The sequence below is a fragment of the Sphingobacterium sp. GQ94 genome (assembly GCF_059758715.1).
In genome coordinates this window covers 15,357-28,909 of the sequence record NZ_JCAXEC010000026.1, presented here as the reverse complement: position 1 = coordinate 28,909, position 13,553 = coordinate 15,357, and the positions used below count along the sequence as shown (strand labels likewise).

The window sequence follows — 13,553 nt, the reverse complement described above, 5'->3', positions numbered from 1 at the left end:
AGACTGTATCAAATATTTATGATACAGCCTCTTTGGCGTTAAACGATTAAAATCAAAGTTATTTTCTTAGTTATATTTAATCGATGAATACATCATTCCATGTGTCAGTTCTAAATGGATTTACAGGTAGACCTTGGTTATTAAATAAATTAGGCATAGCTGTTTCGGTAAATCCAAAGCGCACGGCAACAGGATTTTTTACTTGATCAGAAGAAACTAGAAGTTTATTACCTTGAATTTTACCTTTAGCGGGGTAAAAAACTTTATTATCTGAGGCAATATATAAATCTGTTATTTCCCCACTGGCAGTAAGTTTACCTTGAAGATTATCAAAGCTTATTTCAATGCTATTGTTTTTGACTTGATGCGATCGATAATAGGGAGATTTATAGTCTATTTTTGACTGTTTGTATATTTCAACCAAAGCTAAATCAGCCAATCTTTTTGCAACCTCTTTCTTACGAGAGGGGTGGATATTTTTGATGTCGTCTACTAAATCAGTGATCACTACCATGCCTGATTTTGGAAGCTCTATTGAAGTTTTACTCTGTTGTTCTCGTAGAAATGCTGCTGAATTTGTTTTATTATTATATGAAAACGGAGCTATTTGTACGAAATAAAATGGAAAATCTTGATTCCACGCAGATCTCCATGAATTAACCATCGTCTTCATCAGCTTGTCATATCCAGGCCAGCTCCCTACATTACTCTCCCCTTGATACCAGAAAGCAGAGGTTAAATTATAACCTGCTAACGGATGAATCATACTGTTCCAAGTATAACCAGCTTGGTGTGGCCTGTATTCGGCCATTGGTTGCTGTAATGCATACATCGAAAGGACTTGGTCATTGTCGATTAAATATTTAGCTGTCCATACTTCGGCAGCGGTACCACCCCAACTTGCATTGATAACCCCTATTGGAATGTTTAATTCTTGGTTAATTTTTTTAGCAATAAAATACCCAATCGCTGAGAAAGGTTTCAAGGTCTGAGCGCTCAATGTTGTCCAAGAATTCGGTATTTGCTGCTGAGGATATTGGGCACCAATTCTACTAACTTGTAGTAAGCGAATATTATTGTTGCTTACATTAGGTAACTCATCTATAATTTCTTGTAGGTTCTGATTACCACCCCATTCCATGTTGGATTGACCAGAACATAAAAAAACATCACCCAAAAGGACATCATTAAAAGAAATAATTTCCTGATTTGACTGTACGTTGATTTTGTGAGGTCCTCCTGCTTTTCCTTTAGGTAATTTTACTTTCCAAGTCCCATTGTAATCAACTTTGGATGAAATGGTATCAGTAAACCAACTGCCTGATATTTTGACGATGCTTCCTGCATTACCCCATCCCCAAAAATTTATATTTGCTTCTCGCTGAAGCACCATATGGTCAGAAAAGAAATTTGGCAATCTAAGTTGTGCCGATGCTTGCCATGAAATTGAACATAATGCAAGTAGACAAATAAAAAATATTTTTTTTGCTAACATCTAGGTAGTTTTAGGTTATTTTATGATTAAAAATAGAAAAAACTAAAGTAAAATCCAACACTGCTTTATAAAAGAAAAGCTGTTTCATTTTTAACGAAACAGCTTTTAAGTAATTTTATGAGATTCTTAATGAATTATTCTCAAAAAGGTGGCTACTTTTTCTTTTAAAGATCTTCTATCAACAATGAAATCTAAAAAACCATGTTCTAATACAAATTCGGAGGTTTGAAAACCTTTTGGTAGATCTTTTTTAATAGTTTCCTTGATTACGCGGGGTCCTGCGAAGCCAATTAATGCTCCAGGCTCAGCAATATTAATATCTCCTAACATTGCAAAGGAAGCAGTAACACCACCTGTAGTAGGATCTGTCAATAAACAAACGTAAGGAAGTCTAGCTTGAGCAAGTAAGGCAAGTTTTGCCGATGTTTTCGCCATTTGCATTAATGAAAATGCCGCCTCCATCATCCGTGCGCCACCTGATTTTGAAATCAGCATAAATGGTAATTTATGTTCAATGCAATAATCAATCGATCGAGCAATTTTTTCTCCAACAACCGATCCCATAGATCCACCAATAAAGGAAAAATCCATGCAGGCCACAACAACTTTCTGGCCTTCAATATTTCCAACAGCTGAGCGTAATGCATCTTTTAACCCTGTCTTTGCCTGACTATCAACTAATCTGTCTCTGTAAGGCTTGGTGTCAACAAAATTCAATGGATCACCCGCAGTAAGGTTCGCGAACAGCTCTGTATACTCGTTGTTATCAAATAATATAGAAAAGTAGGCCGCCGATCCTATTCTGATATGGTAATCGCAATAATGACAAACATACTTATTTTCAATTTGTTCGACATTCAAAAGAGGTTTTTTGCAATTTGGACATTTGTTCCACATTCCATCAGGGGCCTCTTTTTTATGTTCTGTTGCAGTATGAATACCTGCTTTGTTTCTTTTAAACCAACTCATAGATTCGTGTTAATTCGGATTACAAATAAACGAAAAATATCTAATATGTTTATTTGGAATTCTAAATGACGGTAAGATGAAGGAAATTTTGCCCCGAAAAAAGGGCACAAAAAATGGGTAAGCTACCTTTATCGCACCGCTCAACCAAATACCCTTGCTTTGTTCCCAACCTGGGGGAGTCAAAGGGAGCTGGTCGTAAAGGACTTACCCAAGGCAAAAGTAGCAAAATTTTAATCTTTTCGAAAAGAAAATTGCAATATCTGCCTATGAGCTTGAAATTCAGTCTTAAAATTACATTCTGTCCTTCCTGTATTCGCTTGTTAATGCGTAATATCCGAAGATACCCAACCCGATTGAAATAATTGGCGTAAGTATAAATAATATGATTATTCCAAAAACAAGATCTTCTTGTTGTCCTGTGGCAATTTTTGGAATTCCAAATTGGACAACACAAAAATATGCAGTGAGTAACGCTAATAGTATCCATAAAACCCCTAAAACTTTCTTGATAATCTCCATTTTAATTTTTTTTAATTTAAATCTTTAGCGACCATATTTTTATTGATGTAGAGTGCACCAATGATAAAACAAACTGCAGCGATAATTATAGGATACCATAATCCTTCCAAATAAAATGTTGGATCTCCCTTCACTTGAGCATTCGTTGCTAAATAAGTAGAAACAGCGGGTAATAGTCCTCCGAATATTCCATTACCAATATGATAAGGAAGAGACATGGATGTGTACCTGATTTTTACCGGGAAAATTTCCACCAGAAACGCGGCAATTGGCCCGTAAACCAAAGTAATATAGATGATCTGAATAAAGATTAGAGCCACTAATGAAATGTAATTTTTACCGCTAATATGTAATGTTTCCTTTTTACTCTCCTTATTATCTCCCTCCAATACTGGCTCTCCTTGTAATGCTATAAGTTTGGTTTTTTCTAGAACTAATCTACTGCCATCGGAATAATATTTTGTTTGTTTGTGTGTCTCTTTTAATTCCGTGTCATTGGAGGTTTGAAAGGTCTCATCAACCCTCTTTTCTGTGAGTTCGGTTTTATTTTGTAGATCACTAATGCTATACATCACTTGATAGATTGGACGATACGTCAAAACAGCCAGTAGCATACCTGTCAACATTACCCATTTCCTTCCTACTTTATCGGAAAGTTTTCCAAATACAATAAAAAATGGAGTTCCACACAATAAAGCAATTCCTAGAATGGTGTCTGCCTGATCAGAATCCAACATCATAACTGTTTTCATAAAACTCATGGAATAGAATTGCCCTGTATACCAAACAACACCTTGTCCCATTGCTGCTCCAAATAACGCTAACAACACGAACTTAAGGTTGTATTTATTTCCAAAGCTTTCTTTTAAGGGATTGGTAGATGTTTTTCCCTCAATCTTTGCTTTTTTGAATTCTGGTGATTCATCCATGTTTTTACGAATCAAATAAGAAACGAAAACCATGATTATCGACAATAGAAAAGGAACTCTCCATCCCCAATCATCAAATTGTTGTTCGCTGAGGAAAAACTTGGTCAGTAGAATCACCGCTAAAGAAATAAAGAGTCCGAAGGTGGCGGTGGTTTGAATCCAAGAAGTCCAATATCCTCGCTCTCCCTGTGGAGCATGTTCAGCAACGTAAGTCGCTGCCCCTCCATATTCACCTCCTAAAGCTAATCCTTGTAGCAAGCGTAAGATAAGCACCAGTAGAGGAGCAAAAAAACCAATTTGAGCATAGCTAGGAACGCAACCTATTAAAAACGTTGCACCCCCCATTAGTAATAGGGTAACCATGAAAGTGTATTTCCTTCCTATTAAATCACCAAGACGACCAAAGAAAAGAGCGCCAAAAGGACGGACTACAAATCCGGCAGCAAAGGTTGCTAACGTAGAAAGAAAAGCTGCGGTCGGGTTATCTGATGGGAAAAATTTGGTCGAAATCACCACGGATAAGCTTCCGAAAATAAAAAAATCGTACCATTCTATTAATGTTCCTAAGGATGAAGCACCAATGACTTTCCAGATTCCTTTTTTACTTACTTGTTCTTGCATATATCAATTTAGGTTATAGATTATTCGTTTTTTTATGAAAACACCAAATGGTTAAGTCTTTTATTCTTTAATTTCAAGAAAATAGAATTCCTATATAGATTATCATATCGTGGATTAGAAATGAGACTCTTGCAGGTTTATATTATTTAGACTTTTCAGACTATTTTTGAAGTTTTCTAATACGAGAAAATGATCCAAAACAATAGGCTAAACAATGTACAAATTGTTTTATTGGGTACTTTCTTTATAAACTCAACTAAAAATTAAGATCTTCTTTTGGTTCTCTTCAGTTTAAAGATATGAAATCAAGGCTCTTTCTGCAATAACTCTTGAATTTAATTTTTAAAATTGTTATAAATCGCTAAAAAAGCTTAGTAAGGTTTCTTTTTCTCTTCAAATTAAATCTTAAAAAAAACAATGATTACCTTTGTGAGGAACAAATATTAGTTTGACATGGAATTACAAGAGCCTTTTGATATCGAAGTTGGTGGTGTGAATTACTCAATCTTTCCTGATGAAAAAGATACATATACTGTTTTCAAGGAGGGAGTGGAATATGTCCAAATAATCAAGGACACCGATTCAAGTTGGTTAAAATTGAATCCTGAAACGGGAATACCTATGTTTGGTATGGATGAGGAGATCAACTTACTGGGCCATGAGATCCTGAAATATTTATCTTAATTCAAAATGAATGGCCCAGAGCTCAACATCTGTTTCCTCGCTCTGGGAGTGAAGTCTACATGGGGATATAAAGAACATATTTTGTGTCAAAAAACTCCTCTTTGAAGTAGCCGGAAATAGCATGTAATTCTGCTTTCACTTTAGCCTCTTTAATTTCTTCTTTTAAATCGCCCCCTTTGAGGTATAATATTCCATTTGGTATACTATTCTTGTCCTGTTTTTCAATCTTATTTCGAACCCAAGGGATAAAGTCAGCTAAACGTGTTACAGCTCGTGATATTACAAAATCGTATTTGTCATCCACATCTTCAGCCCTGATATGGTCAGCCTCCACATTGGTTAATCCAATGGCACTTGCAACTTCTCTAACTACGTTGATTTTTTTACCAATAGAATCTACTAAATGGAATTGAACCTCAGGAAATAGAATAGCCAGTGGAATTCCAGGAAATCCACCCCCAGTACCAACATCAAGAACTCTGGTTTTAGCAGATAACTCACCTACGAATTTACCTATTGCAAGTGAATGTAAAACGTGCTTAAGGTACAAACTTTCAATATCTTTGCGTGAAACGACATTGATTTGGTTATTCCAAAACGGATACACTTGCCCCAGCTGAGCAAATTGTTCTTTTTGCTTTTGAGAAAGCTTAGGGAAGTATTGATAAATAATTTCTACAGATGGATTCACAATAAATGGATTTAAGGGTTTCTATTTCCAAGAAATCTGCTTTCTTGAGCGGTTGAATATCCCGTTCAAACAGATGTAAAAATAATAATATAGATCTAATATGGGTAGCCAGATCAAGAGATCCAAAACAAGCAACTTTTTATAGATAGGCCTAAAAATTAGGAGTTGACTCACTAAACGTATTAAATATGCAATTAAGGCGATATACCATAACCAAGGAAGTAATATTGCACATGCAATTAGATTTATATAAAAAAGTACAGCAGTAATCAGTTGAGTACCCAACATGAATTGGTGCCTTTTCTTATATACTGTTGATGCTCCTGCGTGTCTTGCCTTTTGTTTGTAATAACTTTTCCAGCTTTGTTTAGGTATTGAATAGACAAACGAATCTGGATGAATAGCAATCTGGGTATTCTGTTTTGAAGCATTACTGTTTACAAATAAATCGTCATCACCAGACTTGATATGCATGTGAGAATTAAACCCTTTACCTTTAAAGAAGAGTGATTTTGTGTATGATAAATTTCTACCAACTCCCATGTACGCATTTTTTTTTAATGCATAACTTAAATAGCTCATGGCAGTATGCGTAGTCTCAAACCGAATTAATCTATTTAAAAACCCTGGATATTTAAAGTAAGGAGAATATCCTAGAATGATTTCATTTTTTGGGCTCATGAGAGCGGAAAGTTCTGTTAACCAGCGATTACTGCTCGGTTGACAATCTGCATCTGTCATTAATAGCCATTCATTCTTCGTTGCTTTAATGCCCATAGTTAAGGCAAATTTTTTGCTATGTTTTAATTGGATATGCTCTTTTATATCTACAATCTTTAGATTCTGATATTTACTAGAAAAATCTTTAAGAACCCACTTGGTATCATCCTCTGAGTAGTCATTTACCACAATAACTTCAAAGTTTGGGTAATCCTGTTCTAAAATAGCAGGTAAAAACTGTAGTAAATTTTGCTGCTCATTGTGGGCGCAAATGATTATTGAAATAGGTGTTGTATGGTTTGCTTGAGGAGTATCCTTTATTTTATAAATTGCTAATTTGCCGTATACAAAAAGTATAAAATACAATTGTATCAAAAGTAACAAGAGCAAGGTTCCATATGGAACAAGCATGAAGTCCAAATTGTTGAAGATATTGATATCCATAGAAATTAGTCTCAAAGATACAGGTTAAATCATTATATTAGGATTTCTTTGTTAAGAAATGCGAATTATTCATCGAATTATGGATCGGTCAGAATTTTTATAGTATTTTTGCGGTCGATTAAAGATTGATATGAAATTTACGCTTCAGGCACAAGATAAACTCTCCAAAGCCAGAGCAGGTGAAATAGAAACCGCTCATGGAACCATAAAAACACCAATTTTTATGCCGGTAGGTACCGCCGGAACAGTCAAGGCTGTCCATCAGCATGAATTAGTTAATGATATTCAGGCTCAAATTATTTTAGGGAATACATATCATTTATATTTGCGTCCGGGGCTGGAGGTCTTGAATAAGGCTGGTGGTCTTCATAAGTTTATAAATTGGGATAGACCCATATTAACAGATTCTGGTGGTTATCAAGTATACTCTTTAACCGAAGTACGTAAAATTAAAGAAGAGGGTGTTACCTTTAGATCACATATTGACGGTTCAAAACATTTGTTTACACCAGAAAATGTGATGGATACTCAACGCATAATTGGTGCTGATATCATAATGGCTTTTGATGAATGTACGCCTTATCCTTGTGATTACAAATATGCTCAACGGTCTATCGAGATGACTCATCGTTGGTTAAAGCGTTGCTGTGATCGATTTGATGCTACTCAGCCATTATACGGATACGAGCAAACATTATTTCCGATTGTTCAGGGTTCGGTTTACAAAGATTTAAGAGTGAAATCTGCTGAGGTTATCGCTTCATTTAATAGAGAAGGTAATGCAATTGGAGGACTCTCAGTTGGAGAACCTGCAGAAGATATGTATGCGATGACTGAGGTGGTGACCAATATTCTTCCGCAAGAAAAACCGAGGTATTTGATGGGAGTGGGAACGCCGATTAATCTTTTGGAAAATATCGCCTTAGGAATTGATATGTTCGATTGTGTGATGCCTACTCGAAACGCACGCAACGGAATGTTATTTACTAGAAACGGTATTATTAACATAAAGAATGAGAAATGGAAAGATGATTTTAGTGCTATTGAATCTGAGAGCGATTTATTGGTTGACCAGATCCACAGCAAAGCTTATCTTAGACATTTAATAAGATCACAAGAAATTCTTGGTGCCCAAATTGCATCCCTTCATAACCTCCATTTTTATCTTTGGTTGGTAAACCAAGCAAGAGAAAAAATAATCGACGGTAGTTTCTATGATTGGAAAAATAAGATGGTAAAAGTTTTAGGTCAACGTTTATAATATTCTGGATGAAAATTATCGACAAATATATCATTGGTAAATATCTTTCTACTTTTACTTTCACAGTAGCAATTTTTTGCGTGGTGATCGTGATATTTGATATATCCGAAAAAATCGATGATTTTAATAAGTATGGGGCGACTATGTCCCAAATTATTTTCGAGTATTATGCATTGGGAAGTCTTCCGTTTTTTATCAATATGTTAACCCCGTTGTTTAATTTTATTGCGGTTATTTTTTTTACCTCAAAGATGGCGGATCAAACGGAAATCGTACCAATTTTAAGTGGTGGTATGAGCTTTAATAGGATGTTAAGACCTTATGTTTTTTGCGCGGGATTAATTTTTGCGATGACTTTAATTTCCAATGTTTACATTATACCCTACACGAATAAAATTAAAGTCAATTTCGAAAATGTGTATGTTAAACCAAATAAGGTTTCAACAACATCTTCCTCAATACACATGCAAGTGGACTCAAATACATATGTATATATGGGTTCATTTGATACAAAGTCCAAAGTAGGTTATAACTTCAGCCTAGAAAAATTTGATGGAGATAACATGACTGAAAAATTAATGGCAGAGCGTATTACTTGGGATTCTCTAGCCAACAAATGGAGTCTACACAGTTACAGCAACAGGATAATCGATGGTCTCAAGGAAGATATGAAAAAGGGAGATAAAAGAGATACAACATTGGACATGCGACCTATGGATTTCGAATCCTATGAAAATGTATTCACAACCATGAATCATAATGAGCTAAATCTTCGGATAAGCAAAGAAGAAATTAGAGGTACGGGTATGATGAATGAGCTTTTACTTGAGAAATATAAGCGATTAATCAATCCATTTTCAGCATTTATCTTAACCATCATCGGCGTTTCCCTATCATCAAAAAAAGTTAGAGGTGGTATTGGTCTGAGTTTGGGTATCGGGATAGGACTTAGTTGTATTTATATTGTGCTAGAAAGATTTTCAAGTATGTTCTCAATTAAGGGCGGCTTAGATCCTTTGATTTCAGTTCTTATACCCAATGTGATTTTTTTACTCTTAAGTTTTTATTTGTTAAAAAGAGCTCCCAAATAATATTTATTTATCCATGGCTAGGTTTGTTGTCAATCGCAATATTCTAATATTGCATTTTACCGTATTAATTTGGGGATTCACGGGGGTGTTAGGAGATTTGATTTCTGTTTCTGCCCTGCACTTGGTTTGGTATCGAGTTCTAATTGCGGCTGTTTCACTATACGTATATTTTCTTATCACACGAAAATCCCTGATTGTTTCTTTACCCCAATTAGGGGAGTTCCTGGGCGTAGGACTGTTAGTTGGCTTACATTGGGTGTTATTTTTTCATGCAATTAAAATATCTACTGTTTCGGTGACTTTAGTTACTTTATCCTCTGCGACTTTATTTACAGCTATTCTAGAACCAATAATTAATAACAAAAGAATATCTTTTGCTGATGTGATAGTCGGATTGATTATCATCTTTGGAATTTATCTTATATTTAAATTTGAATTCCATTATTTTTGGGGAATTATTTTTGGGTTATCATGTGCGTTATGCGCTAGCTTTTTCGCTGTCTTTAATGCAAGGATGGTAAAAAAAGCATCTCCGTCCATTATTGCTTTTTATGAAATGATTGGTGCCTGGATTGGGGTCAGTTGTATTTTGCTTTTCACTGGTGGATTTAATAATGAAATGATTCTGAACCAATCTGATTTATACTACCTGCTGTTATTAGGGATTGTATGCACAGCAGTTGCCTATGTAATGGGAGTAGCTGTTATGCGAGAGCTTTCAGCTTTCACAGTTGCTTTAACGACTAATATGGAACCTGTTTATGGTATAATTTTGGCACTGCTAATATTTGGGCATAAAGAAACCATGAGTATTGGGTTTTATTTTGGTGCAATTATAGTTTTAGGTGCCGTTTTTATTTATCCATATCTTCAGTCTAGATATCGCCGATTTTAGGGCCTAAACGGTGTTTATTTGACCTTCCAGGACGTAGTTACTTAAAGTTGTTTCTGCAATCGATTGTGTAATTCATGCAAACGTTTTCGTGTTATACGAATTTGTATATCCTTTTCTTTTTCTTTTACTTTCCTGTCTAAATTTTGATTAAGCACAAAGCTTTTTCCTCTATTATTTATACAAGAAAATATGATAAAAAGAATTACTAATCCTATTTTCATTCTTAAAAAAAGTCACTTGACTATTGGGCTTATGTTGAGCTTTGTCATGTTTGACGGAAATGCCTTTGCAGGCAATCTAACTAAGAATGATACCGGTGTCTTTTCCATTCAAATGGAAATCAAAGGTAAAGTTACCTCCAATGGAAAACCCTTGGTATCTGTAACGGTCTTCAGTAAAGAGAATCCCTCAAAAGTAACTAAAACAGATGAAAATGGTGACTTCAGCCTTGATGCTAAAGCGGGGGAGACTTTAGTGTTTAATGCAATGGGTTATCAGCGTATTGAAAAATTGGTTACGGGGAATCAAGTCAATGTTTCCTTGATCCCTAGTGAAGAGTTGATTGATGAGGTTGTTGTAACGGGTTATTCGACGCAGAAAAAAGGGGATATTTCGGCTGCTGTTTCGACAATCGACCAAAAAGAACTTCAAGATACGAAATCACCCAATGTATCCAATCTACTTCAAGGAAAGGTTGCGGGTGTAGATGTCGTCAATGGGAGCGGACAGCCTGGTCAGGGGGCAAATATTCGTATCCGGGGCCGAAACTCCATTTCTTCTGGTACAGCTCCATTATGGGTTGTTGATGGGGTCATTGCACACGGAACACCCAATATTAATCCTAATGACATTGAGTCTCTGTCCATCTTAAAGGATGCTGCGGCTACTACACAATATGGCTCGAGGGGAACTAACGGTGTTGTAATTGTCTCGACAAAAAGAGCGGCATTAGCGGGTGAAGGGATATTTTCAGTCAACCTATCGGCGGGTACAAGCAAGTTCAATCCAGGCAAATTTGAAGTGATGAATTCTAAACAAATCTGGGAACTATATGAATCTTTTAATAATCAGAATGCTATTCCTGATAATGTGTCACCGGAGGTTGTTAATACAGATTACAATTGGTTGGAAAGTGGATCTCAAGCAGGCTTAGTACAAGATTTTAGCGCTAACTACATGGGGAAAACTGAGAAAACTTCAATTTATTCCAGTGTAAACTATTATGACGAACAAGGTTCTATTAAAGGATATGATTATAATCGACTAACTAGTCGATTGAATATAGATCATAAGCTAACAGATAGGATAACTTTTAAGCCGAAGATTAACGCTTCTTATACATCGTATAAAGATAAGCAACATTCTTTATATGACATGATGCTAAATATGCCATGGGATAGTCCTTATCTTGAAAATGGAACCATTAAAAACCCGCAGATTGATGGATCTACCTTGTATACCTGGTACGGGAGAGATAACCGAAACTATTTGTATGATTTGCAATATAATTACGGGAAGGGTCAAACTTTTGATATTCAATCAAATTTAGATTTCTCTTACCGTATTTCCGATCGTTTTACATTTGAATCAATGAACAACTTGTCGTATTACAATCAAAATACCATGAGTTATCAGGATCCACTCTCAAACGGAGGGATGAGTAACAATGGAACGGTATATCAATTTTCAAATAGACGTATTGTTCGTTTTTTTAATCAGATGTTAAAATACAATGAATCTTTTGGTAAACATAATCTGTCTGGATTTGCAGGATATGAATACTCTGATTTTACCTATTCTGATTTGGGTATAACAGGGAAGGGAATCGCTCCCGGCTCAGAAATTATTGGTAATGCAGCTGAAGTACTTTCGAAATCAGGTACTAAACTTGATTACGCTTTTCAATCGGGCATTATCCAAGGTAATTATGGCTATGACAACCGTTATAATGCTCAGATTTCTTATCGTTTTGATGGTTCCTCTAGGTTTGGTGAAAAAACACAATACGGTAGTTTTTACGCAATAAGCGGAGCATGGAATATTCACAATGAAAACTTTTTCAATTCTTCTATTGTGAACCTTATGCGCATACGTGCATCTTATGGTTCAGTAGGAAACACGCCTATTAATTACTACGCATCCTATTCCACCTATAGGCTCAATGCGCAATATAATGGAGAACCAGCCGCAATTCTTGGCCAGTATCAAAACTCCAATGTAAGTTGGGAAAAAGCAAAAGATGCTAACCTTGGGCTAGAACTTGGTTTATTGGGCAGGTTTAATCTAACAGTTGACTTGTACAATAAAAATATTGATGAATTATTGTACTATGTTGAATTCCCTTCTACTGCTGGATGGTCGGGGTACTGGATGAATATTGGTTCAATCCGCAACAAGGGGATTGAAGTCGCTTTAAATGGAGAGCTATTTCAGACAGAAAGCCCTTTTCAGTGGAACCTGGGTGTAAATTTTGCTCATAATGACAATGAAATCACATCTTTAAAAGACAATTCTGATATTCCAAAGGGAGATTTAAGGCAATTTTCAGTAGGAAGAGATATCGATTCTTGGTATATGCGTAAATGGTCTGGTGTAGATCCGGAGAATGGAGCTCCATTATGGGAAGTTATTGATCAAGAAACTGGAGAAGTATCAACAACGTCAAATTACAACCAGGCAACCCGTCAATTTGTCGGTACAGGTTCTGCGAAATTGCAAGGAGGTCTTTCTTCGTCGATGAGATACAAGGGATTCTCTTTGAATGCTTCGCTAGCATTTGTCTCAGGAGCTCAAACCTTTAATGCGGCACGTCAGTATTTTGATGCAGACGGAGCATATCCAAGTTATAATCAAATGGTTTTAAGGGAAGACTGGTCGAGATGGACACCCGAAAATACAGATGCAACCCATCCTGTAGCGATCTATAATAATAACAGTGGCTCAAACAAAATCTCATCAAGATACCTGGAAGATGCATCTTTCTTAAGATTAAGAAATGTTACCCTAGCCTATAATTTCGCTGATGTGATAATAACAAAAATGAAGCTGAAGGGATTGGGTCTATTTCTTTCTGCTGATAATTTATGGACCGCGACTAAATTTACTGGATTGGATCCTGAAAGTGCAATGGTAGGTAATGATAACTCAGTTGATAAAACTTCTGGTGACGCTACAGCCCAATATCCTGCACCTAAAAGATTTATTTTTGGTTTGAATTTCACATTTTAAGAATTG

11 protein-coding genes and 1 other RNA gene are annotated in these 13,553 nt (G+C 35.8%); 5 read left to right on the top strand and 7 right to left on the bottom strand.

The window, feature by feature from the left end; translation table 11 throughout:
- Positions 1 to 76: 76 nt before the first annotated feature.
- From AC6CHH_RS15975 to AC6CHH_RS15955, 5 genes are all read right to left on the bottom strand, one after another.
- The gene (locus AC6CHH_RS15975) at positions 77 to 1,495 is read right to left on the bottom strand and encodes a sialate O-acetylesterase (RefSeq protein ID WP_498284683.1); all 1,419 of its coding nucleotides are present in this window, start codon (positions 1,493 to 1,495) and stop codon (positions 77 to 79) included.
- A gap of 126 nt (positions 1,496 to 1,621) precedes the next feature.
- Complete coding sequence (accD, locus tag AC6CHH_RS15970) at positions 1,622 to 2,464, bottom strand: acetyl-CoA carboxylase, carboxyltransferase subunit beta (RefSeq protein ID WP_498284681.1); 843 nt, start codon at positions 2,462 to 2,464, stop codon at positions 1,622 to 1,624.
- A gap of 112 nt (positions 2,465 to 2,576) precedes the next feature.
- An RNA gene (gene ffs / locus AC6CHH_RS15965) (signal recognition particle sRNA small type) lies at positions 2,577 to 2,674 on the bottom strand.
- Positions 2,675 to 2,755: 81 nt separating this feature from the next.
- A complete protein-coding gene (locus tag AC6CHH_RS15960) occupies positions 2,756 to 2,983 on the bottom strand; it encodes a DUF6814 family protein (protein ID WP_498284679.1) in 228 nt (75 codons plus the stop codon).
- An 11-nt stretch (positions 2,984 to 2,994) separates the two neighbouring features.
- Positions 2,995 to 4,533 carry an MFS transporter gene (locus AC6CHH_RS15955; RefSeq protein ID WP_498284677.1) on the bottom strand — a complete coding sequence of 513 codons (1,539 nt, stop codon included), beginning with the start codon at positions 4,531 to 4,533 and terminating at the stop codon, positions 2,995 to 2,997.
- Positions 4,534 to 4,986: 453 nt separating this feature from the next.
- Here AC6CHH_RS15955 and AC6CHH_RS15950 point away from each other — a divergent pair, with 453 nt between their 5' ends.
- Entirely contained in the window at positions 4,987 to 5,217 is a 231-nt protein-coding gene (locus AC6CHH_RS15950) for a hypothetical protein (RefSeq protein WP_498284675.1), read from the top strand.
- 55 nt (positions 5,218 to 5,272) lie between these two features.
- On the opposite strand, the gene rsmG is transcribed toward AC6CHH_RS15950, so the two are convergent.
- Both rsmG and AC6CHH_RS15940 read right to left on the bottom strand, forming a co-directional pair.
- The gene (gene rsmG, locus AC6CHH_RS15945; protein WP_498284673.1) at positions 5,273 to 5,908 is read right to left on the bottom strand and encodes a 16S rRNA (guanine(527)-N(7))-methyltransferase RsmG; all 636 of its coding nucleotides are present in this window, start codon (positions 5,906 to 5,908) and stop codon (positions 5,273 to 5,275) included.
- A 21-nt stretch (positions 5,909 to 5,929) separates the two neighbouring features.
- On the bottom strand, positions 5,930 to 7,072 hold the full coding sequence (locus AC6CHH_RS15940; RefSeq protein WP_498284671.1) for a glycosyltransferase: 1,143 nt from the start codon (positions 7,070 to 7,072) through the stop codon (positions 5,930 to 5,932).
- Between the two features lie 130 nt (positions 7,073 to 7,202).
- Here AC6CHH_RS15940 and tgt point away from each other — a divergent pair, with 130 nt between their 5' ends.
- The 4 genes from tgt to AC6CHH_RS15920 all read left to right on the top strand — a co-directional run bounded on the left by tgt (position 7,203) and on the right by AC6CHH_RS15920 (position 13,547).
- Positions 7,203 to 8,333: a tRNA guanosine(34) transglycosylase Tgt gene (gene tgt, locus AC6CHH_RS15935; protein WP_498284669.1), complete on the top strand. Its 1,131-nt coding sequence runs from the start codon at positions 7,203 to 7,205 to the stop codon at positions 8,331 to 8,333.
- Positions 8,334 to 8,341: 8 nt separating this feature from the next.
- Complete coding sequence (locus AC6CHH_RS15930) at positions 8,342 to 9,424, top strand: LptF/LptG family permease (RefSeq protein WP_498284667.1); 1,083 nt, start codon at positions 8,342 to 8,344, stop codon at positions 9,422 to 9,424.
- A gap of 13 nt (positions 9,425 to 9,437) precedes the next feature.
- Entirely contained in the window at positions 9,438 to 10,319 is an 882-nt protein-coding gene (locus AC6CHH_RS15925; RefSeq protein ID WP_498284665.1) for a DMT family transporter, read from the top strand.
- A 189-nt stretch (positions 10,320 to 10,508) separates the two neighbouring features.
- Positions 10,509 to 13,547 (top strand): SusC/RagA family TonB-linked outer membrane protein, encoded by a 3,039-nt coding sequence (locus AC6CHH_RS15920; RefSeq protein ID WP_498284663.1) that lies wholly within the window; start codon positions 10,509 to 10,511, stop codon positions 13,545 to 13,547.
- Positions 13,548 to 13,553: the final 6 nt, after the last annotated feature.

Excerpts from the sequence above, each read along its gene's own strand:
- AC6CHH_RS15950 (WP_498284675.1), top strand. The coding sequence starts at position 4,987 with ATGGAATTACAAGAGCCTTTTGATATCGAAGTTGGTGGTGTGAATTAC.
- AC6CHH_RS15960 (WP_498284679.1), bottom strand. The coding sequence starts at position 2,983 with ATGGAGATTATCAAGAAAGTTTTAGGGGTTTTATGGATACTATTAGCG.
- accD (WP_498284681.1), bottom strand. The coding sequence starts at position 2,464 with ATGAGTTGGTTTAAAAGAAACAAAGCAGGTATTCATACTGCAACAGAA.
- AC6CHH_RS15955 (WP_498284677.1), bottom strand. The coding sequence starts at position 4,533 with ATGCAAGAACAAGTAAGTAAAAAAGGAATCTGGAAAGTCATTGGTGCT.
- AC6CHH_RS15940 (WP_498284671.1), bottom strand. The coding sequence starts at position 7,072 with ATGGATATCAATATCTTCAACAATTTGGACTTCATGCTTGTTCCATAT.
- AC6CHH_RS15920 (WP_498284663.1), top strand. The coding sequence starts at position 10,509 with ATGATAAAAAGAATTACTAATCCTATTTTCATTCTTAAAAAAAGTCAC.
- AC6CHH_RS15975 (WP_498284683.1), bottom strand. The coding sequence starts at position 1,495 with ATGTTAGCAAAAAAAATATTTTTTATTTGTCTACTTGCATTATGTTCA.
- AC6CHH_RS15925 (WP_498284665.1), top strand. The coding sequence starts at position 9,438 with ATGGCTAGGTTTGTTGTCAATCGCAATATTCTAATATTGCATTTTACC.
- tgt (WP_498284669.1), top strand. The coding sequence starts at position 7,203 with ATGAAATTTACGCTTCAGGCACAAGATAAACTCTCCAAAGCCAGAGCA.
- AC6CHH_RS15930 (WP_498284667.1), top strand. The coding sequence starts at position 8,342 with ATGAAAATTATCGACAAATATATCATTGGTAAATATCTTTCTACTTTT.